At 69.3% G+C, this 20,943-nt stretch carries 18 protein-coding genes; 9 read left to right on the top strand and 9 right to left on the bottom strand.

The window, feature by feature from the left end:
• The first annotated feature begins 3 nt into the window (after window positions 1-3).
• Window positions 4-3,513, top strand: coding sequence for an indolepyruvate ferredoxin oxidoreductase family protein (locus ACYVO6_RS41180; protein ID WP_461070638.1), 3,510 nt, complete (start codon window positions 4-6; stop codon window positions 3,511-3,513).
• Between the two features lie 133 nt (window positions 3,514-3,646).
• Here ACYVO6_RS41180 and ACYVO6_RS41175 read toward each other — a convergent pair whose 3' ends face one another.
• The 3 genes from ACYVO6_RS41175 to ACYVO6_RS41165 form a co-directional block, all read right to left on the bottom strand.
• Entirely contained in the window at window positions 3,647-4,030 is a 384-nt protein-coding gene (locus ACYVO6_RS41175) for a nuclear transport factor 2 family protein (protein ID WP_461070636.1), read from the bottom strand.
• A 134-nt stretch (window positions 4,031-4,164) separates the two neighbouring features.
• Window positions 4,165-5,094: a helix-turn-helix domain-containing protein gene (locus ACYVO6_RS41170; RefSeq protein WP_461070634.1), complete on the bottom strand. Its 930-nt coding sequence runs from the start codon at window positions 5,092-5,094 to the stop codon at window positions 4,165-4,167.
• 4 nt (window positions 5,095-5,098) lie between these two features.
• Window positions 5,099-6,016 (bottom strand): helix-turn-helix transcriptional regulator, encoded by a 918-nt coding sequence (locus tag ACYVO6_RS41165; RefSeq protein ID WP_461070632.1) that lies wholly within the window; start codon window positions 6,014-6,016, stop codon window positions 5,099-5,101.
• 232 nt (window positions 6,017-6,248) lie between these two features.
• Between ACYVO6_RS41165 and ACYVO6_RS41160 the strand changes: the two genes are divergently transcribed.
• The 3 genes from ACYVO6_RS41160 to ACYVO6_RS41150 all read left to right on the top strand — a co-directional run bounded on the left by ACYVO6_RS41160 (window position 6,249) and on the right by ACYVO6_RS41150 (window position 9,307).
• Window positions 6,249-7,760: an MFS transporter gene (locus tag ACYVO6_RS41160; protein ID WP_461070630.1), complete on the top strand. Its 1,512-nt coding sequence runs from the start codon at window positions 6,249-6,251 to the stop codon at window positions 7,758-7,760.
• Between the two features lie 95 nt (window positions 7,761-7,855).
• On the top strand, window positions 7,856-8,809 hold the full coding sequence (locus ACYVO6_RS41155) for an FAD:protein FMN transferase (protein WP_461070628.1): 954 nt from the start codon (window positions 7,856-7,858) through the stop codon (window positions 8,807-8,809).
• Window positions 8,810-8,878: 69 nt separating this feature from the next.
• Window positions 8,879-9,307 carry a hypothetical protein gene (locus tag ACYVO6_RS41150; protein WP_461070626.1) on the top strand — a complete coding sequence of 143 codons (429 nt, stop codon included), beginning with the start codon at window positions 8,879-8,881 and terminating at the stop codon, window positions 9,305-9,307.
• Window positions 9,308-9,370: 63 nt separating this feature from the next.
• Here ACYVO6_RS41150 and ACYVO6_RS41145 read toward each other — a convergent pair whose 3' ends face one another.
• The 4 genes from ACYVO6_RS41145 to ACYVO6_RS41130 form a co-directional block, all read right to left on the bottom strand.
• The gene (locus ACYVO6_RS41145) at window positions 9,371-10,435 is read right to left on the bottom strand and encodes an NAD(P)H-dependent amine dehydrogenase family protein (protein ID WP_461070624.1); all 1,065 of its coding nucleotides are present in this window, start codon (window positions 10,433-10,435) and stop codon (window positions 9,371-9,373) included.
• A 144-nt stretch (window positions 10,436-10,579) separates the two neighbouring features.
• Window positions 10,580-11,473 (bottom strand): LLM class F420-dependent oxidoreductase, encoded by an 894-nt coding sequence (locus ACYVO6_RS41140; protein WP_461070622.1) that lies wholly within the window; start codon window positions 11,471-11,473, stop codon window positions 10,580-10,582.
• Between the two features lie 41 nt (window positions 11,474-11,514).
• Window positions 11,515-12,267: an NADPH-dependent F420 reductase gene (locus ACYVO6_RS41135; protein ID WP_461070620.1), complete on the bottom strand. Its 753-nt coding sequence runs from the start codon at window positions 12,265-12,267 to the stop codon at window positions 11,515-11,517.
• Between the two features lie 92 nt (window positions 12,268-12,359).
• Complete coding sequence (locus ACYVO6_RS41130) at window positions 12,360-13,160, bottom strand: SDR family NAD(P)-dependent oxidoreductase (RefSeq protein ID WP_461070618.1); 801 nt, start codon at window positions 13,158-13,160, stop codon at window positions 12,360-12,362.
• Between the two features lie 96 nt (window positions 13,161-13,256).
• On the opposite strand from ACYVO6_RS41130, the gene ACYVO6_RS41125 reads away from it, so the two are divergent.
• The 3 genes from ACYVO6_RS41125 (at window position 13,257) to ACYVO6_RS41115 (ending at window position 15,737) form a co-directional block, all read left to right on the top strand.
• Window positions 13,257-13,850: a TetR family transcriptional regulator gene (locus ACYVO6_RS41125; protein WP_461070616.1), complete on the top strand. Its 594-nt coding sequence runs from the start codon at window positions 13,257-13,259 to the stop codon at window positions 13,848-13,850.
• A gap of 183 nt (window positions 13,851-14,033) precedes the next feature.
• Complete coding sequence (locus ACYVO6_RS41120; protein WP_461070614.1) at window positions 14,034-14,630, top strand: TetR family transcriptional regulator; 597 nt, start codon at window positions 14,034-14,036, stop codon at window positions 14,628-14,630.
• A gap of 351 nt (window positions 14,631-14,981) precedes the next feature.
• A complete protein-coding gene (locus ACYVO6_RS41115; RefSeq protein ID WP_461070612.1) occupies window positions 14,982-15,737 on the top strand; it encodes an SDR family NAD(P)-dependent oxidoreductase in 756 nt (251 codons plus the stop codon).
• Window positions 15,738-15,823: 86 nt separating this feature from the next.
• Here ACYVO6_RS41115 and ACYVO6_RS41110 read toward each other — a convergent pair whose 3' ends face one another.
• On the bottom strand, window positions 15,824-16,858 hold the full coding sequence (locus ACYVO6_RS41110) for an SMP-30/gluconolactonase/LRE family protein (RefSeq protein WP_461070610.1): 1,035 nt from the start codon (window positions 16,856-16,858) through the stop codon (window positions 15,824-15,826).
• 75 nt (window positions 16,859-16,933) lie between these two features.
• Complete coding sequence (locus ACYVO6_RS41105) at window positions 16,934-18,529, bottom strand: Na+/H+ antiporter (RefSeq protein WP_461070608.1); 1,596 nt, start codon at window positions 18,527-18,529, stop codon at window positions 16,934-16,936.
• 482 nt (window positions 18,530-19,011) lie between these two features.
• Here ACYVO6_RS41105 and ACYVO6_RS41100 point away from each other — a divergent pair, with 482 nt between their 5' ends.
• Both ACYVO6_RS41100 and ACYVO6_RS41095 read left to right on the top strand, forming a co-directional pair.
• Window positions 19,012-19,911 carry a helix-turn-helix transcriptional regulator gene (locus ACYVO6_RS41100; protein ID WP_461070606.1) on the top strand — a complete coding sequence of 300 codons (900 nt, stop codon included), beginning with the start codon at window positions 19,012-19,014 and terminating at the stop codon, window positions 19,909-19,911.
• A gap of 386 nt (window positions 19,912-20,297) precedes the next feature.
• Window positions 20,298-20,936: a (2Fe-2S)-binding protein gene (locus ACYVO6_RS41095; RefSeq protein WP_461070604.1), complete on the top strand. Its 639-nt coding sequence runs from the start codon at window positions 20,298-20,300 to the stop codon at window positions 20,934-20,936.
• The last annotated feature ends 7 nt before the right edge of the window (window positions 20,937-20,943 follow it).

Genomic DNA, 20,943 nt, shown 5'->3' with positions numbered 1-20,943 from the left:
CGCATGAACGTCTCCCTGGACGACCGGTACCGGCTCGACGAAGGAGCCATCTACCTCTCGGGCATCCAGGCACTGGTTCGGACGGTCCGTGACCGTGCGAGGCTCGATCGACGCGACGGCCGGTCCACCGCGTCGTTCATCTCCGGATACGAGGGCTCGCCGCTGGCCGGATTCGACCTCGAACTGGCCCGGCGCAAGAAGATGCTGGACGAGTTCGCCGTGGTGCACCGGCCCGGGGTCAACGAGGAACTCGCCGCCACGTCGGTGATGGGCTCGCAACTGGCCTCGCATGTCGGCACGTTGACGCACGGCGGGGTGACCGGCTACTGGTACGGAAAGTCACCCGGCCTCGACCGCGCCTCCGACGCGATCCGCCATGCCAACCTGATCGGCACCGATCCCCGCGGCGGAGCGGTGGCAATCGTCGGTGACGACCCCGCGGGCAAGTCCTCGTCGCTGGCCTGCTCCTCCGAGATGGCACTGGCCGACCTCTCGATCCCGACCCTGTACCCCGCAGACGCCCAGGAGGTACTGGACTTCGGCCTCCACGCGCCGTATCTGTCCCGTTTCACCGGCCTGTGGTCGGGACTGAAGATCGTGACCGCGGTGGCCGACGGCTCGTGCACCGCGACCGTCCACCCCGAGCGCGTCCTGCCCACGTACGGGGACCTGCCCGAGAGCGCCTTCCACCCCGACGCCAAGCTGGTCGGCGGGAACCTGCTGCGGCTGGAGCGGAGCATGTTCTCCGAGCGCCTGCCGAGGGCGTTCGAGTACGCCCGGCTCAACCAGCTCGACCGTATCGTCACCCGGTCGTCCAGGGACCGTATCGGCATCGTGGCCGCCGGCAAGACGTACCTCGACGTCCGTGAGGCGCTGGACGCACTGGGGCTCGACGACGCCGCGCTGACCCGATACGGCATCCGCCTGCTGAAGATCGGCATGATCTGGCCGATCGACCCCCAGGTGATCAAAGAGTTCAGCGAGGGACTCGACGAGGTGATCGTCGTCGAGGAGAAACGCCCCTTCCTGGAGAACGCGATCAAGGAGATCCTGTACGGCGTCCCGCGAGCACCGCTCGTGATCGGCAAGGCAGACCCCGACGGGCGGGAGCTGGTCAGCCCGGTAGGAGAGCTCGACACCGATCAGGTCGCCGGTGCCCTCGGCCGACGTCTGGGCGAGGTGCACGGAATCGAGCCGGCGCGGGCCTGGAAGCACCGGCCGGTCACCAACCGGACCGCACTGCCCCTCCTCACCCGGACGCCTTACTTCTGCTCCGGCTGCCCGCACAACTCCTCCACCAAGGTTCCCGAGGACACGCTCGTGGGTGCGGGCATCGGCTGCCACGGCATGGTGCTGATCATGGACGAAAAGCAGGCCGGTGACGTCATAGGCCTGACCCAGATGGGCGGCGAAGGGGCGCAGTGGCTGGGCATGGCGCCCTTCCTGGCCGAGAACCACTTCATCCAGAACCTCGGCGACGGCACGTTCACCCACTCCGGGAGCCTGGCGATCCGGGCCGCGGTCGCCTCCGGGGAGAACATCACCTTCAAGCTGCTCTACAACTCCACCGTCGCGATGACCGGTGGGCAGGATCCGGCCGGAGCCCTGGCCCTGGACCAGGTGGCACGGCTGCTGCTCGCCGAGGGCGTGTCCAAGGTGGTCATCACGACCGAGGACAAGGATCGCGTGCCGCGTCGGCGCCTGCCCGCGGGGGTGGCGGTCCACGAACGAGGTGACATCGTCTCCCTTCAGCGGGAACTCGCGAAGGTGCCCGGCGTGACGGTGCTCGTGCACGACCAGGAGTGCGCCGCCGAGAAGCGCCGCAAGCGCAAGCGCGGCCTCGTCCCGACGCCGTCCACGCGGGTCGTGATCAACGAGCGCGTCTGTGAAGGCTGCGGTGACTGTGGCGAGAAGTCCAACTGCATGTCCGTGCACCCGGTCGAGACCGAGTTCGGCCGCAAGACCCGTATCCACCAGTCGTCGTGCAACCTCGACTACTCCTGTCTCGCGGGGGACTGCCCCTCGTTTGTGACGGTGACACCAGGCACGGTCAAGGCCGAGCGGAAGGCTCTCGCGGACCTGGAACCGGACGCAATCCCCGCGGCCGCCATCCAGGTTGATCCCGACGACTTCACGATGCGCGTCACCGGGATCGGCGGGACCGGGGTGGTCACCGTCGCGCAGATCATCGCCACCGCCGCGGTCATCGACGGCCACGCGGTCCGCAGCCTCGACCAGACCGGCCTGGCCCAGAAGGGCGGCGCCGTGGTGTCCGACCTCAAGTTCACCGCCACGCGGTCGGAAGCCTCTTCCAAGCTCCGCGCCGGCTCCTGCGACCTGTACCTGATCTGCGACACGCTCGTCGGGACCGATCCGGTCAACCTCAAGGCGGCGTCGGCCGACAAGACGGTGGCCGTGCTGTCGACCGCTCAGATACCCACCGGGCGCATGGTCGTCGACACCTCCATCCGTTTCGCCGAGCAGAGCGCCATCCGCAGCGCCGTCGACCGCACGGTGGCCCGCACCGTGTCCCTCGACGCCGACCGCCTGGCCCAGGAGCTCTTCGGAAGCGAGCAGTACGCCAACATGATCCTGGTCGGCGCGGCGTTCCAGCTCGGCCGGCTCCCCGTCACCGCGGAGGCACTTGAGCACGCCATCACGCTCAACGGTGCCGCGGCGGCCACCAACATCCAGGCCTTTCGCCGGGGACGCCAGGCCGTGGCGGACCCCGACACCCTCCAGGCCGTTCTCGCGCAGGACGACGCACCGCCCGCGGTCATACCGACTCCCTCCGGTGACGCGGCACGCCTGGTGGCCATGGTGCGGGCGACGGACGGCTCACGGCTCTCCGATCTCGTCTCGCGTCGCACCGCTGAACTCTTCGCCTACCAGGATCTGGCGTACGCGCAGGAGTACGTCACCTTCGTGGAGAAGGTGCGCACCGCCGAAGAGGCCACGGTCCCGGGGTCCACCGAACTGGCCGAGGCGGTGGCGACCTACCTGTACAAGCTGATGGCCTACAAGGACGAATACGAGGTCGCCCGGCTCATCCTCGACGAGACGTTCGACGCCTCCGTCCGGCACGAGTTCGGCCCCGACGCGGCGTATCAGGTCAAACTGCACCCGCCGTTGCTGCGCGCGATGGGGCTCAAGCGGAAAATCTCGTTCGGCGCGAAGGCCCGTCCGATGTTCCGCCTGCTGTACGCCGCGCGGCGCCTCCGCGGCTCTCGGCTGGACGTCTTCGGCCATCACCCGGTGCGCCGTATGGAGCGCGAACTCATCGCGCAGTACCGGCGAGAGGTCGAAGAACTGCTGCCCCGGCTCAGCCCTCTCACCCTCACGTCCGCCGCCAAAATCGCCTCACTCCCCGACATGGTCAGGGGCTACGAGCAGATCAAGGTGCAGAACGTACACCGCTACCGGGAGGAACTCACGCGGCTGCGCGACGAGTTCGGGGAGAGCCACCGACTCGACACGCTCGACAAGACGGCGAGCGGGTCGCCGGATCGGTGAACCAAGGCCTGGTACCTCCGGTTTCTGACGAAGGCTGAAGGGCGTGGAGGTAGGGAATCCCGAGAGCGATGCCGCGCCCGTGACACTCGATCTGGCCGACCTTGGTCAAGGGTGGACAGGGCGTACCCATGGCTCACCAGGTCGTGGCGGCTGAGCGGACCACTGACCACGTGTCGTTTTCGTGGGCGTAGTCCATGGTCATGTGCAGCCGCCAGTTCGCGCGGGTGCCGTACACCGTTGCATCGGTGATGAAGCGGCCGGAGACGCGGGCTGTGTTGCCCTTGACCGCGACAGCCACGCTCTTCTCCTCGATCCGGTGGTAGAGGAACTGGTCGGCACGCATCTGCGACAGCCACTCGTCCTTGGGCTGCACGTAGCCGGTGACGTGGGTGAGGGTGCAGCCGTCGGCGAGCAGGTTGTCCAGGGCGTCGGTATTGCCGTCGAGCATTGCTCGCAGGAAGGCGCGGAAAGCCGTGGTGACTTCGTCGTGGGCGCTCTGGTCGGGGGACGGTTGCACGGTGGCTCCTGTTGTTTTGACAGGTCGGTTGGGATCTGCGGCACGTCGGCCGGGGATCCCGGTTTGAGGAAGTGCAGGATGTGGCGCTTCCCCGCGAGCGACGGCCGGATCTTGTTGCTTCATGTGTCCTGTTGTCAGGAGGCAGACTCGGTGCGTAGGGCCGCCAGACCCGTCAGCAGCCACAGGGCTTTCCGGGACGTCGAGCCGGGCTCGGCGTGATAGACGACGAGAGTTTGGTCCGTGTCGCCGTGTAACCCCATGGCTTCGAAGGACAGGGTGAGTCCGCCCATCACCGGGTGCCGTAGCCGCTGGACGCCGTGGCCCCTGCGGCGCACGTCGTGCCGGGCCCACAGTCGTCGGAAGTCGTTGCTCTTCTCCGCCAACTCGCCGATCAGAGCAGCGAGTTCCGTGTCCTCCGGGTGTGTGCCCGCGTCCACGCGCAGGATGCTGACGATGTCCAGCATCTTGGCTTCCAGGTCGGCGAAACGGTCACGTGCGGTGGGGGAGAGGAAGACCAGCCGGGACAGGTTGCGCTCGCTGGGCGGGAGCCGGGACCAGTCGCCGAACACGGTGGTGGCGAGTGTGTTCCAGCCCAGGATGTCCAGGCGTCGGCCGCAGACGTACGCGGGGACCCCGTCGAGCGCGTCGAGCAGTTGCTGGACGCCGGGCCGCAGCCGCTGCCTCTGGGGCACGGCGTCCCGTTTCCCGTGGGGTTCCGGCCGGGCAAGGCGAAACAGATGCGCGTGCTCGTCTCCGCTCAGGCGCAGGGCGCGGGCGACGGCGTCCAGCACCTCGGGTGACATGGTGCCGCCGTGCCCCTGTTCCAAACGGGTGTAGTAAGCGAAGGACACGCCTGCCAGCTGCGCAAGCTCCTCGCGGCGCAGTCCCGGGACTCGGCGTCGCCCGGATGACGGCAACCCCACGTCCTCGGGTCTGAGCCGGGCCCGGCGGGACCGGAGGAATTCCCGTAGTTCGGAGCGCCGGTCCAGTCCGGGATCGGAACCCTCGCCGACGGGGGTACGCGACGGCGGCTGTGCGCTGCTGGGCGTTACGTGAGAAGGCATGTGGTCATGAGTTTTCGATGGGCTGCCTGTCGGGCGGGAGTCTCGGCGCGTGCTCGGACTCGGCCGCGGCCAGGTCGAGCAGAGCCAGCGCGTCGTGTTCGGGTGTGCCGGGCTCGGCGTAGTACACGACCATGCAATGGTCCGGGGAGCCCTGCACTTGCAGGGTTTGGTAGCCCAAGGTCAGGTCGCCGACCTCGGGATGGTGGAAGGTCTTGCGCCCGTAGGTGTGGCCCTTGACGTCGTAGCGCTCCCACATGCGTGCGAACTCGGGGCTTTTGAGCAGGAGTTCGCCGACCAGTTGCGTCAGGTCGGGTGCGTCCGGCTCCATGCCGGCCAGGGCGCGCAGTCCGTTGACGCAGGTGCGGACCTGGTGGTGCCAGTCGTCGAACAGGCCTCGGGCGGCGGGGTGCAAGAAGACATAGCGGGCGATGTTGCGCTGCTTGGCCGGCCAGTCGTCCATGCCGGGGAGCAACCGCAGCCCTCCCGGGTTGTACGCCAGCACGTCGCCGGTGCGGCTGAACACGTGCGCGGGGTAGGGGCGCATGCTCTCCAGCAGCAGCTTGACGCCGGGCCGCACGGTGCGGTTGGGCGCCGATGGCGGCTGGGGGGTCGAGCGGGCGGCGAGGGCGGCAAGAGCGCGCAGGTGATCGCGCTCGTCCTCCTCCAGCTTCAGTGAGCGTGCGAGGGCGTCGATCACGGACGGGCTGGGCCGGGTCTCCGTGCCGCGCTCCAGGCGTGCGTAGTAGTCGATGCTGATGCCGGCGAGCGTGGCCAGCTCCTCCCGGCGCAGTCCGGGAGTGCGGCGCCGCCCGCCGCCGGCCACCAGGCCGACCTCTTCGGGCGTCAGCCGGGCACGGCAGGCGCGCAGGAAGCGCCCCAGCTCCGTACCGCGGGTGCCGCCGCTGTGCTGCTCACGATCCATGTGTTCAAAGTGTGGGGATGCCGCGACCAGGGCGGAAGGCGTGTGGGGTGCCCTGCCACAGCACCGAACGTGGCTCCAGGGCACAGCCCGGCCTGCCACATCTCGCCGCCCGCCCGCACCCTTGACGAGCGTGGAAGAGGGCCTTGCCCGCGCGGCCGACAGTGTGGTCTCCGCTCTGAGGTGTCCGGCGCTTCCCTTCGTGCCATCCGTCACAGAAACTGAGCAATTCACCATGTCAGCAAGTCACACTCCCGCCGGTGCGCCGGTGTCCGATCCGCGGCGCTGGAAAGCGTTGACGGTCATCGCGATAGCCCAGCTGATGGTCGTGCTGGACGCGACCGTCGTGAACATCGCGTTGCCGCACGCCCAGGCGGACCTGAACATCTCGGACGGCAACCGGCAGTGGGTGATCACCGCTTACAGCCTCGCGTTCGGCGGTCTGCTGCTGTTGGGCGGACGGATCGGTGACCTGTGGGGCCGCAAGCGGGCTTTCGTCGTCGGCCTGGTCGGCTTCGCCCTGGCCTCCGCGCTCGGTGGCGCCGCCGTCAACCTCGGCATGCTGCTCGCCTCCCGCGCCCTCCAGGGCGTCTTCGGCGCACTGCTCGCCCCCGCCGCGTTGTCCCTGCTCACCGTGGCGTTCACCGAAGCCAGGGAGCGCACCAAGGCGTTCGGGATCTTCGGCGCCATCGCCGCGGCAGGCGGTGCGGTCGGCCTGCTCCTGGGCGGTGTGCTCACCGAGTACATCAACTGGCGCTGGTGCATGTACGTCAACATCGTCTTCGCCGTCGTGGCCGCGATCGGTGCCACCGTCTACATCAGCGACCGGGGGGACCAGCGCAACCGCGACCGGCTCGACGTCGTGGGAACCCTGCTGGCCACCGTCGGACTCGTCGCTCTGGTCTACGGCTTCGCCCGGGCGGAGGAGGACGGCTGGGGCTCCGGTCTCACCATCGGCATGTTCATCGCCGCGGTCGTGCTGCTCGCCGCCTTCGCACTGGTCGAGTCCCGGGTCAAGGCACCCCTCCTGCCGCTTCGCGTGATCACGGACCGCAACCGTGGCGGCGCCTACCTCTCCATGGGTCTGGCCATGATCGGCATGTTCGGCCAGCTCCTGTTCCTGACCTACTTCCTGCAGCTGAACAAGGGCTACTCGCCGGTCCTGTGCGGGATCGCCTTCCTGCCGCTGGTCGTCTGCCTGGTCATCGGGTCCACCCAGATCGGCACCCGCCTGGTCAACCGCGTCCCGGCCCGCTTCCTGATGGGGCCCGGCTTCCTGCTGGCCGCCATCGGCATGCTGCTGCTGACCCAGCTGGAGGTGGACAGCTCCTTCGCCACTCATGTCCTGCCCTCCGAGATCCTGCTCGGTCTGGGCATGGGTACGGCCTCGATGCCCGGCATGAGCCTGGCCACCTCCCGCATCCGGCCGCAGGACGCGGGTGTCGCCTCCGCGATGGTCAACGTCTCGCAGCAGGTCGGCGGCTCCATCGGCACCGCGCTGCTGAACACCGTCGCCGCCAGCGCCACCAGCGGCTGGATCGCCGCACGCGCGTTCTCCGGTGCCGTCCCCGAGGCGGCCGCCCAGCAGGCCGCCGTCCACGGTTACGCCGTGGCCTTCGGCTGGGGCACCGCCATCATGGCGCTGGCCGCGCTGATCGCCTTCGTCCTCGTCAACGGCGGCCGCAGCAGGGCCGACTCCTCCGGCGAGGCCGCGCAGCAGGTCGAGATCCCGGTGATCGCGCACTGACGGTGCGCCCCGGGCCTGCTCTCGGTCCCTTTCAAGCCACTTTCCCTTTCCCTCACCCACAGCAGTCGCCCACCGAACCGTACGGAGCGGCAACCGTGCACCACATCACGCGGCACTTGGACGAGGTCTCCAGGTCAACAGCCCACGGCAGACCGGAAGTTGAAAGCAGCCGGTTCAGCTTCGACGCCATCGGCACCGACTGGCAGATCGACACCGACGAGCCGTTGAGCGGGAGTCTGCGCCACCGGGTCCTGGACCGCATCCAACGTTTCGACGCCACGTACTCGCGCTTCCGTCCCGACTCGCTGGTGTCCCGGATCGCGGCCGCTCCGGCCGGGGGCCGGTTCGAGTTCGCGGAGGACTCACTCGCCCTGTTCGACCTCTACGACCGTCTCGTCACCGTGACCGGCGGTGCCGTTGACCCGCTCGTTGGCCGTGATCTCGAACTCCTCGGATACGACGCCTCGTACTCCCTGACACCCGTCCCGGAGACGGTCAGGGCCGAGGAGCGCGCCCGGGGCCGGGCGACCTGGGCAGCGGACGTCGTGCGGGACGGCAGAGAAATCATCACCCGGCGGGCGGTCGTGATCGACGTGGGTGCGGTCGGCAAGGGCTACCTGGTCGACATCGTTGCCGAGATCCTCCGGGAGGACGGGATCGCCCGGTTCGTCATCGACGCGAGCGGCGATCTGCGTCATGCCGGCGAACGCGCCATCCGAGTCGGCCTCGCGCATCCATTCGACCCGCAGCTCGTGATCGGCGTGGCCAGCCTGCGGGGGCGTGCACTGTGCGCGTCCGGGGTCAGCGCACGCGCCTGGGGCGAAGGGCTGCACCACCTGCTCGACGCGCGCACCGGTCGCCCGGCCCGGAAGGTGGTCGCCAGCTGGGTCGTGGCCGACGACGCCGCTGTCGCCGACGGGCTGGCGACGGCGCTGTTCTTCACCGAGGCGCGCCGACTCGCGCAGAGCTTCGACTTCGCCTACGTGCTCATGTACGCCAGCGGCCACGCGGAGATCTCGCGGAACTTCGACGGCGAGCTGTTCACCTGAGCGGCGCCCCCGGACTTCGTACCGAAGACCACGACAAGAAGACCGACGGTCATGACAAGAAGGAGGAACATGACGGCCCTGAGCAAGAAGGTCACCGCCGCGATCGGGATCTCCCTCTCCGCGGCCATCACGGGATGCGCCTCGACGGACGCGGACGGCACGAGTTCACCGTCCGCTTCCAACACCGGGGCGGAGCGCAGTTCCTCGACCTACGCGGACGGCGAGTTCGAGGCCGAGGGCTGGTACGGGAACCTTCCCTCGAGCATCGGGGTGACCGTAACGCTCGCAGACGACAGGATCACCGCCGTCACGGTCACACCCCGTGCCACGGACGAGACCTCGCTCGCCCTGCAGAAGCGCTTCGCCGCCGCGGTGCCCAGACTCGTCGTCGGCAAGGACATCGACAGCGTGCGCCTGGACCGCGTGGCCGGGAACAGCGGTACCCCGAAGGGCTTCAACGACGCTCTGGCGCAAATCAAGGCAGAAGCATCCGGCTGACCGTCGGCCGCAGGTATCACTTGCGCATGCGGCTGATTCCGCCGACCGCGGGCACGAGGGTGTTCAGGCCAAGTCCGCGACCATCCTCGGCAGATCGAGGGTGGTTCGGATGCCGGGCGGTGCCGCGCACACCAAAGGCACGGCGTTGACGACGATGTGGGCGCTGTAGCCGGGCGAGACGGCGGCGTAGTTCTCGGACGGGACACGGATGTCGATGTCGAGGGGGGCGTCACCCTCGACAACGACGTGCCAGCCGGTGTCGCGCACCTGCCCTTTCCAGTCCTGCTCGAGGTCCTGGGTGAGGTACCAGGTGGGCCGGACCACCATGAACGGCTTGCCGTCCCGCCAGCCGGTGACCTCGAACCGCCACGCGGCGACCGTGCCGGCCTCGACGGTCGTCGTGCCGACCTTCACCGGCTTCGCCGCCGTGCCCACCGTTCCTGTCGCGGTGACCTCGTCGAGAGGCACCGAAAGACCGTCGGCGAGCTGGCGCAGCGAGGTGCCGAAACCCTCCTGCAGGCCGGCTGCCACCTGCGTGAGGTCCATCGCCGCGGGATCGCCGCCGAACATCCAGGAGAGCAGCTCCGGCGAGTTGCGCGTCGTCATGTCGGCGAACTCCTCGATCGTCAGGCGATCGAGCCGGCGCTGGAGGGCGGTCACCGCGAGCGGGAAGACCTCAGTGATCCAGCCCGGGCTCGAACCCGTGGCGTGGAGCGATGTACCGCCGCGCTCGCAAGCGGCCTCGATCCGCTGCCGTACGTCGGGGTCGAGGCCGGCCGGGTAATGGAAGTCGGTGACGCTCGTGACGACGTTTGCGCCCGACTCGAGGAGTCGGCAGATCTCGTCGATCCTGACCGCCTCGAGCACCGGCATGTACAACACGCAGTCCGGCTTGGCGGCGAGAATGTCGTCGATGCTGCCGGTGGCACGGACGCCGGTCGGCTCCATGCCGCACAGTTCACCGGCGTCGCGACCGACCTTCGCGTCGGCGTACACGTACACGCCGACCAGGTCGTACCGCGGGTGCTCGATGACGCATCGCAGGGCGTGTGCCCCGGTGTGACCGGTCGCCCATTGAGCGACTCGGTAGCGCCCGGGCGGTGTCTTGTCGGGTTGCTGATCAGACACTTCTCTCCCTCTTGTGAGTCGTGCGGCGGGCAGGCACCGCCGGAGGCTTCCAGGCGCGCTGTCCACCGGGGCCGAGGCCGGGGCACGGGCTGCTTTGTGCGCCATGACCGTGGGCGGGCCTCGACAGGTCGGATACGGCTCTCGTCAGCCGAGTTCGGCCAGACGTCGCGCTGCGGGTGCGGCGCGGTCCTCGATCCAGCGGGCGGCTCCGGCGAGCGGAACGGAGGCGATCACAGTTTCGATGCCGAGCTGGGCGTAGTCGGTCATCTCCTTGGCGAATGCGTCGAAGTCGCCGTCACGGACCGCGTCCCCGGAGTACAGGGCCGTCTTTCGGATCCGCGCGTAGTCCCGGCCCACGTCGTCGCAGTGGCGGCGCAGCACCTCCAGCTTGTGCGCGACCTCGGCGTGAGTGAGCGAGGTGAGGTTGCAGGCGTCCGCGTACTGGGCGACCAGCCTCAGGGTCTTCTTCTCGCCGCTTCCGCCGATCATGATCTCCGGGTGCGGGGCACTCACCGGCGGTGGCACGCACACCGTCTCGGCCAGCTGGTAGTGCCTGCCCTCGAACGGCCTGTTGTCCTGCGGGTCCCACATCTGCAGGCAGATCCGCAGGGTCTCCTCCAGCCGTTCGAACCGCTCGGCCGTCGGTGGGAAGGGCACGCCGAGGCCGAGGTGTTCGCGTTCGTACCAGGCCGCGCCGATGCCGAGGGTGGCGCGGCCACCGGAGAGGTGGTCGAGGGTGGTGACGATCTTGGCCAGCAGGCCGGGGTGACGGTAGGTCACCCCGGTGACCAGAGCGCCGAGTTGCACGGTGGAGGTGTGCGCGGCGAGGTGGCCGAGCGTGGTGTAGCACTCCAGCATGGCGCTCTCGGCGCCGCCCAGTACCTCCATCTGGAAGTAGTGGTCCATCACCGACAGCCGGCCCACCCCCGCCGCCTCGGCGGCGGCCCCGACCGCGGCCAGCTCCGCCCCCAGCCCACCGTGCCTCTTCAGGTCGCCCGCGGGATCGTCGAATCCCACGATGTTGATGCCCAGTCGCATGTCAGCCTCCTCGCCGCAGACCCTGGTCCGCGTCTCGCGCTTCAGTCCCGGCTGAGGGTCGCGCGGGCGTCGCCCGCGGAGCGCCGGACGGCGGTGTCGGTGAGTTCTCTCACCTTGGAGGCGGGCACCGGGACGACCGAGGTCTCGAGGAACCAGTGCCACTTCTCCTCGTCGGTCAGCCCCTCGGGCTGTGCCGGCAGGTACGGCTGGACGTAGACGGGAGTGCCCGGCTCGCTGCGCCAGCTGTCGGCCAGGGTGCCGATGTCCACGGCGTCGTAGCCCAGCGCGTCCAGCAGCTCGGCGACCTGGGTCTTGGCGGCCGGGTCGTCACCGGCGATGGGCAGGGCGCTGCGGTCGTCGGCGCCGGCGGGCCGGGCGGCGCGGAACAGGCGCACGTAGTCGATGCTGTTGAACGCCTTGACCACCCGGGAGTCGGCCAGGTGCCGCTGCACCAGGGCGCTGGAGGTCTGCTCGCCCGCGTCCAGCTCGGCGATCCGGGCGTCGCGCTCGGGGTAGTAGTTCATGGTGTCGATCACGGTCTTGCCCGCCAGGGCGGCGGCGGGGAGCTGCGCGTAGACCTTCAGCGGGACGGTCGCCACCACCAGGTCGCCGGCCTGCGCGGCCTCGGCAGGTGTGGCCGCGCGCGCGTGCTCGCCGAGTTCGGCGACGAGGTCGGCGAGGGTCTCCGGGCCGCGTGAGTTGCTCAGTACGACATTCAGGCCTGCGGCGACGGCTAAGCGAGCCAGCGCACTGCCGATGTTGCCGGCGCCGATGAGTCCGAGGGTCTTGGTCATGGGGTCATGTCTCCGGTCAGTGGACATAGGTGATTGGGAAAGGTGCATGGGGTCCATGAAGGGACCAGGTGGCGGAGCCGCAGCACCGGCTGTCAGCCGCGCAGGCTCATGCCGCCGTCGATCGACCAGGCCTGGCCGCTGATCCAGGCCGCGTCGTCGGAGAAGAGGAAGGCGGCGGCGCCGGCCAGGTCGGCGGGCTCGCCGAGGCGGGGGCTGCGGGCGTACTCCATCGCCATGGCCTGCAACTGCTGGTCGTTCTGCTCCTGTTGGGTCTCGCCCATGACCAGGCCGGGGGCGACCACGTTGCAGCGGATGCCCTCCTTGCCCCAGCGGGAGGCGATGTGGCGGGTCAGCGCGTTGATCCCGGCCTTGGAGGCGGCGTACGCGGGTCGTGTGGGCTCGCCGCCCCAGGCCGCGCCGGAGGAGGTGTTGACGATGACGCCGCCGCCCTGGCCCAGCAGGTGCGGGAGGACCGCCCGGCAGGCCAGGGCGTAGCCGAGTAGGTTCACGTCATGCGTGCGCCGCCACACCGCCGGGTCCATCTCCAGCAGGTCGACGTCACGGCCCAGGGTGGCGGCGGAGAGGTCCGCGCCGACGTTGAAGAGCCCGTCGACACCGCCGAACTCGGCGACGGTCCGGTAGACCAGCTCCTGGATCGAGGTCTCGTCGGCGAGGTCGAACTCGACGGCGATCGCGGTACCGCCCGCTTCGGTGATGCCCTTGGCAGTGGCTTCGGCTCCAGCGAGATTGATGTCGCCGACGACGACCGAGGCCCCCTCCTCGGCGAGCCGCTCGGCCGTGGCCGCACCGATGCCGGTCGCGCCCCGGCAATGACGATCCTCTTGTCCTGCAGACCCCTCATGACTCTCTCCCTTGCTGAGCTGAAGCGCCACTCTTGCGTTAATCGATGCAGTATGACACTCAGTTTCAATACAGGGACTGTAGCTCATCGTTGCGAGTCGAGGTCAAGGGAGAGGTAGGATCGAGAAGTGAATGGAGCAGTACGTACGAACACGAGAGACATCGCGCGGGCCGCCATCCGATTCGAGCTGGCCCAGGTGGCCTTCGACCTGTTCCGCCGCGAGGGCTTCGACAACGTCACCGTCAATGACCTGGCCGCGGCCGCGGGAGTGTCCCGCAGCACCTTCCTGCGCTACTTCGGCACCAAGGAGGACGCCGTCCTCGGCGCCGTCGACGCCCAGGGTGAACAGGTCGCCGATGCTCTACGCGCCCGGCCTGCCGACGAGGGCGACTGGACGGCACTGCGGCGCGCGCTGGACACCGTCACCGAACTCCATCGCCGGGACCCGGACGGCGCACTCGCGATGTCCCAGCTGATCATGCGCACGCCCGCGCTGGGCGCCCGCACACTGGAGAAGCAGAACGGCTGGCGCCCCGCCATCGCCCAGGCACTCGCCGAGCGCGCCGATCCCTCGTGGCCCACGCTCCTGGTTCCGTCGGTACGCGCCGCCGCCGCAGTGGACTGCCTGAACGTCGCCGTCGATGGCTGGACCGCCTCTGACGGCCGCCTCGACCTCGACGCCCTGCTCGACGAGGCCTTCGCCGCATTCGCGCCAGGGTAGGCACGTGTTCGCCGCCTGCTCGACGGAATCGGCCGCGTCCGGGCTGCCATCGGGTACGTCGCCGGGTTCGGGGGTCGAGACAGCCAGGGCAACTGCAGATCTCCATCCCGTGAAACTGGGTGTCATACTGGCACCTGGTAGACCAAGCTGGCATTGAGGTCGGAGTACGGGATGGGGGCGCGGGTGGAAGTGGCAGCCGGGCGCGCAAAGACCCGTGACATCGCCCGGGCCGCCGTACGGGCCGAACTGGCCCAGGTGGCGTTGGACCTGTTCCTGCGCGAGGGATTCGACAAGGTCACGCTGGATGACCTGGCCGCCGCGGCAGGGGTGTCCCGCAGTACCTTTCTGCGGTACTTCGGCAGCAAGGAAGAAGCGGTTCTCAGCGTCTTCGACGCGCACGGCAGGCAGGTCGCCGACGCCGTACGCGCCCGCCCGGCCGACGAAGACGACTGGACGGCGCTGCGTCACGGGTTGGACGTCGCCATCGAGCACTACCGTCAGGACCCGGCCCGAGCCCTGACGATGACCCGGCTCGTCCTCGACACGCCCGCCCTGTGCACCCGGCAGCTGGAGAAGCAGCGCGGCTGGTGGCCTGCCCTGGCCAACGCCCTTGTCGAGCGCGCCGGTTCCCCGCAGCCGCTGACGCCAGCCATCTCCGTGAAGGCCGCCGCCGCGCTGGACTGTCTCAACATCGCTCTCGACCACTGGACCGCCTCCGACGGCCGTCTCGACCTCGTCGACCTTCTGGACCAGGCATTCGCCGCGCTCAGCCCTCGCTGATGCGCTGAAGTCCGGGCCGGCCAAGGCCTTGGGGAGACCGGCCGCACTGCAGCGTCACGGTCACCTTCCGCGCAGCGGTTTCCACGACTGACCTCTTCCGCAACGCCCGCCTGCCCTCACTGGGTGGCCCAACGGGTGCGAATTCTCGTGTGCGCCACGGGCTGCTGCCTCCCCCCACAAGCCGCCGGCCCGGACTCGAGCGGCTCCGGCAGCCTGCCACCGCGTCATACAACTGATAACCAGACCCTTACCAGACTCCAACTTACGAGTTTGCACTTGAGTTGCTAACATGACACTCAGTTCCATATGTGGAGCGTGAGCTGGTTCCCCCAACGCAAGCTGGAGTTTGTGATGTCGACCCTTCTGAACGGCAAGATCGCACTGGTCACCGGATCCACCAGCGGTATCGGCCGCGCCATCGCCGACGTACTGGCCGACCGTGGCGTCCATGTCATCGTCTCCGGACGCAGCACCGAGCGCGGCGCCCAAGCCGTCGCCGAGATCCGGAAGGCGGGGGGCAAGGCCGACTTCGTACAGGCCGATCTGTCGTCTGCGGACAGCACGCGGGCCCTGGCCCAGCAGGCGCGATCGGTCACCGGCCGGATCGACATCCTCGTCAACAACGCGGGCGTGTTCCCCGAGGGCGCCACCGCCGACACGACGGAAGAGGTCTTCGACGCGGTGTACAACACCAACGTCAAGGCGCCGCTCTTCCTGGTCGCCGAACTCGTTCCGGGCATGGTCGAGCGCGGCGGCGGCGCGGTCGTGAACATCAGCTCGTTCGTCGCGGACAGGGCCGCTTGGGACCGCGTCGCCTACTCCTCCAGCAAGGCCGCTCTGAACAACCTCACCAAGGCGTGGGCGAAGCAGTACGGCCCGTCAGGCGTGCGCGTGAACTCGGTCGCCCCCGGCCCAGTCCTGTCTGAAGAGATTCAGGCCGCGGCTGCCGGTGACCCCAGGACCGCCGCCGCCGTGGAGCATCTTCCCGCCCGCCGTTTCGGCCTGCCGCGCGAGATCGCCGAAGCCGTCGCATACCTCGCCTCTGACGACGCAGCCTTCGTTCATGGCGCGTTCCTGAATGTCGACGGAGGCGCAGTCCTGGTCTGAATCAGCGCCAGGCGGCCTGCGCCGCCGCTCGCGTCTGGTTGCCGGCATCCGCAGCAGGTACTGCTGCGGATGCCGGCTTCGCCAGTTCAGGAGGTCCGGCCGCAGTTCAGTGCGGCGGGGTCGATCCTTCCGCGCTGCACCTTCGCTTCGTGGGGCTCGGTGAGACCGGCGTTGGTGACGTAGAGCCGGTTTCCGCGTACCGCGGTGGAGGTGGGGGAGGCGAGGCCGTCCTTGGACATCAGGCCGGTTTCGGTGGTCCCGTCGGGGTGGACGACCGCGACCTGGTTGAGGCCGTTCTGCGCGGCGAACACCACGTCGGAGCGGTCGTTGAGGAAGTTGAAGTCGTCCACCCCGGTGAGGCTGCTGGTGACGGTGTGGATCCGGCCGGGGGCGCCGGTGGCGGTGACCGGGATTCGCAGCAGGGTGCTCTTCGCGAGGTTGGAGACCCAGACGGCGCCCTTGTGGAAGCGGAGACCGTTCGCACCGTAGGGCGCGGACGAGTTTGCCGCGAGGGCGGGACCGGTCAGCCAGGCCGTCGCCTTTCCGCCGGAGGACGGGACGGTCCAGACGGTGGCCTTGCTGCTGTCGGCCGCGTACAGGGTGAGTCCGGTCGGGTCGAGGGCCAGGCCGTTGGGGAGTCCGTCGGTGGGCAGGGCGGCGATGCGGCGCGGGGTGCCGCCGGGGGGCAGTTTCCATACGCCGGCCCGGGAGGCGTCGGAGGAGGCCACGTTGTAGTAGATGCTGCCGTTGCGGTCGCGGGTGTTGCCGGTGAAGGTGTCGCCTTGCTGCCCGGCGACGATCACTTTGCTGCGCCCGGACGGGGCGATGCGCACCAGTGCCGGGCGCTGGCCCGCCACGCTGCCCAGCATGGAGACGGTCAGCGAGTTGTCCGGGTTGGCGGTGATGTTCTCCGGGGAGTCGCCGGCGGTGAAGTCGAAGGTGGCCAGGGTCTTCAGGCCGGTGACGGCCGGCTTCGGGGACGTCTCTTGGGACGTCTGTTCCGTTGCCGCGGACGCGTATGGCGCCGAGACGAGGACGGCCGCCGTCGCGGCGATCGCCGTCGCGCGTCTGAACCGCTTCTTCGGGGAGGTCGCGGTGGGTACTGCTGCGGAGATTTCCATGTGGTTGCTCAGCACTTTTCTTGAAGGGCGCAGATGTGGTTGCGCGTGAGGTGGGACATGAGGGGATGGGGCGGGTCAGTCGCTCAACTCGGCCCCGGACAGGCGTACTTCCTCAAGGTCGAGGTAGGCCTGCACCTGGCGCAGCACGGTGTCGTCGATGTGGTGCTCGTCGCGAAGTCGGACGACGGTGGCGCGTTTGCAGGCGAGGAGGGCGAGGCACAGCGCGGTGTAGTCCTCCTTGTGGCGCAGGACCGCGGCGTTGTCGGCGGCGGCGCCGTCGTTGTCGTCGGCGCGTACGACGCGCAGGTGGGTTTCGTACTCGCGGCGCGTCCACTCGGCGACCTCCGGAGCGGTGCCGAGGTCGGCGGCCACGTCCGGCAGCGCCTTGAGGGCCTCCTCGGCGGCGGTGGTCTCGGCGAGGGAGCGCTCCTCTTCGGCAGAGGCGTCGTGGGGCAGCCGGGCCCAGCGGACCACGCGCGGCAGGAGCAGGCCCTGCACCACGAGGGTCAGCATGATGACACCGGAGGTCACGAAGACGATCACGTCGCGGTCGGGGAAGGGTGCGCCCGAGTCGAGGGTCTCCGGTACCGACAGCGCCACGGCCAGCGACACCGCGCCCCGGAATCCGGTGACCCCGCCGACCACCCGGGCCCGGTGGCTCATCCGGCGCAGCCGCTGCTGCGGACGGCGGTCCAGCAGGCGGATCAGGTACACGGCGCCGAACTGGAAGGCGAAGCGCACGGCCACGAGCACCACGGACACGACCCCGACGGTGGTCAGGGCGTGGGTGAGGTCGTCGCTGGTCAGGTTGCGGACGGCGGACTGTGCCTCCAGGCCGACGAGGACGAACAGGGAGGCGTTGAGCAGGAATGTGGACAGCGACCAGAACGCCTGCCCCTGGCGCCGCGCCGCCGCCCCGGCCAGGCGTGGGCCGACCTGGCTCATGATCAGGCCGGCCACCACGACGGCCAGGACGCCGGAGGCCTCGATCTCCTCGGCGAGGAGGAACGCGGTGAAGGGCGTGCCGATCGTGACCACGTTGCCCAGCAGGGGGTCGTCCAGGCGGCGGCGCAGTTGGATGCCGAGCCAGGCGGTCAGCGCTCCGGCCGCGGCCCCGCCGACGTAAGCCAGCAGGAAGAGCCACCCAACGTGCGGCACGCTGAAATGCTCCTCGCCGACGGTGATGCCGACGGCCAGTCCGTAGACGACCAGGGCTGTGCCGTCGTTGATCAGGCTTTCGGCGCGGAGCAGGGTGATGCTGCGGCGGGGCAGGATGCGGGCGAGGACGGCGACCGTCGTGGCGTCGGTGGGTGCGACGGCGGCGCCGAGGACCCATGCCGGTCCCCATGGCAGCCCCAGGGCGTGCGCGACGGCTGCCACGGCCCAGGCGGTGAGGATGACCAGCGCGGTGCTCATCAGCATGATGCCGCGCAGGTCCTGCCGGATCCCGCGCAGGGAGGTGGTCAGGCTCTCCCAGTACAGGAGCGCCGGGAGGAACAGCAGCAGCATCGCCTCCGGCGGCAGATGCACTTCCCGCAGTGCCGGTACGAATCCCAGCAACGCCCCCGCCGCCAGTAGCAGGATGGGCGGGGCGATACGGAGGCGGTCTCCTGCGACCTGGCACACGAGCACGGTCGCGCACAGGACCACGACGAGTTCGAGACCGAGCACGTTTCATCTCCTGGACAGGTGGTGCGAGCGCGGCGGGAGGCCGCCCTAGTTTTTCTCGGCTCTGGTGCGGGCCGCTTCGAGAATCCGGGCGGGCTCAGCGCGGCACGAGCCGCATCGTCGTGGAGGACGCCTCGGGGCTCGTGATGGCCTTGATGATCTCCTTGGCGTAGTGGCCGTACTTGCTGCGGTACATACGGACATACGGATGTGGTCCTCGCTGCGGGTGGTGGCTTTCGAAGTCACGGTGACCAGCGCCGTCATGCTTGGCAGGCAGGCGGGCGCGCAGCCCTCGGAGATCGTCAGCCCGTACGCCGTGAGCACCCCGCGGACCTGGGGACATCCGTGAGCCCTCAGCTTGACGGGTGGACTCGCCGGGTGACAGACCGCGCTGTGCCAGGCAGTGGTGTTCAGTGCTGTGACAGGGCACCCCTCGACGTCGCGCGCAGGGCCACACTGGTCCCTGGGCTGCCACACTGAACGACATGGCACGTGAGCAGCACAGCGGTGGTAGCGGTGGCACCGAGCTGGGACGCTTCCTGCGAGCCCGCCGCACCCGGGTGACGCCCGGCGACGTCGGTCTGCCTGCCGCCTCCGGACTGCGCCGTACGCCCGGGCTGCGACGCGAGGAACTGGCCACCCTCGCCGGCATCAGCATTGACTACTACGCACGCCTAGAGCGCGGAACCGAGACCCGTCCCAGCCCGTCCGTGATCGACGCCCTTGCCCGCGCTCTGCGCCTGGGGGAGGCCGAGCACAAGCACCTGCGGGAACTGGCCGCGATCGCCGACGGGGCCGGGGCCACGTCGGCGACGGTGCCCAGCCGGTCCGTACCTCCGGGCACCGAACTGATCCTGGAGAGCCTGCGGCCCAATCCCGCCTACGTGGTCGGCCGCACCTTCGAACTGCTCGCCGCCAACCCCGGCGGACTTCGGCTGTTCGCCGGGATCGAGGACTGGCAGGGCGAGCAGCGCAACCTGGCGCGCTACGTCTTCCTCCACCCCGCGGCCCGCGCCCTGTTCGGCGACTGGGACAACGCGGTCCGCAGCGTCGTCGCATGGCTGCGCGGCCTGGCCGGCATCGAGCCGGACGCGCCCGACCTCGCTCTCATCGTCGACGAACTCCTGAGCAAGAGCCCCGAGTTCGCACGCATGTGGGAGCGCTACGACGTCAAGGGAAACACCAGCGGCCGCCATACGTACCACCACCCCGACGTCGGCGAACTCGCCCTCGGCTACCAGGGCATGACGCTGAACGGCACCGCCAGCCAGCACCTGGTCGTCTTCTACGCCGAGCCCGACACACCCGAGTACGACGCGATGGTCCTCCTCGACAAGGCCGCGCAGGACAAGGCCTCAAAACCGTCGACGTCGCCTGCCCAGTAGCGAACCGGCGAACCGGCGAACCCAGAACATCAAGCACGCCATCGCCTCAGGCGTTGGCTTGAACTGGCTGCTACTGCCAGACGTAGGCACGGGAGTCGTACGCAAAGTACTCCCTGGCGACTCTCCGCCACCCGGCACAGGCTGGACCCCGCGCCGAGATCACAGCCGTAACCGCGGCCCTGTCCCGCATCTCGGCTCACTGCCGGAACGTAGAGGGCCACCCCACAACATGCCTTCGCGGAGGGCTTCCGGCGATGACCCACGTCCGCCGGGTACCGACGGACGGGCGCCTGAGCGCCTGCCGCAAAGCGTCGCCGGACGGTCGTGGCGTACCAGCCCGAGACGGCCGATCCTCCGCCGCATCCCCCCAAAGCGAGAGAGTGCGTATGACCACCGAACTCCCGGACTCACCCATCGAACTGTCCGAAGGGCCCGCGCCGGTGCCCACACGGCGCACCTTCATCGCGTCGACAGCCGCCGTCGGTGGTGTGGTCGCGGCGGGTGGCCTGACCGCGGGATCGGCGCTGACCGACCAGAAATCGCCGGCCGCCGAGGCCCCGCCCAGCGGCCGGCTCTCGCTCACCGTCAACGGCGAGCGGCGCACGATCACGATCGACAACCGGACCTCGCTGCTGGACCTGCTGCGGGAGCACTTCGGGCTGACCGGTTCCAAGAAGGGCTGCAACGCTGGTGCCTGCGGGGCTTGCACAGTCCTGGTCGACGGACAGCGGGTCAACTCCTGTCTGACGCTGGCGGTGCGCCTGGAGGGCGCCGAGGTCACCACGATCGAGGGACTCGCGGGCGGCGACCGACTGCACCCGCTGCAGGCGGCGTTCGTCGAGCAGGACGCGTTCCAGTGCGGGTTCTGCACGCCGGGCCAGATCATGTCCGGCGTCGGCTGTATCGAGGAGGGTCACACGGACTCCGCCGAGGAGATCCGGGAGTGGATGAGCGGCAACATCTGCCGATGCGGTTGTTACGTCAAGATCGTCAAGGCGGTCGACCAGGCCGCCCACGGGAAATGAGGCCCGG

The sequence above is a fragment of the Streptomyces pseudoechinosporeus genome (assembly GCF_054783935.1).
The sequence above is the reverse complement of the archived record's forward strand: the minus strand, read 5'-3'. Positions and strand labels throughout refer to the sequence as shown.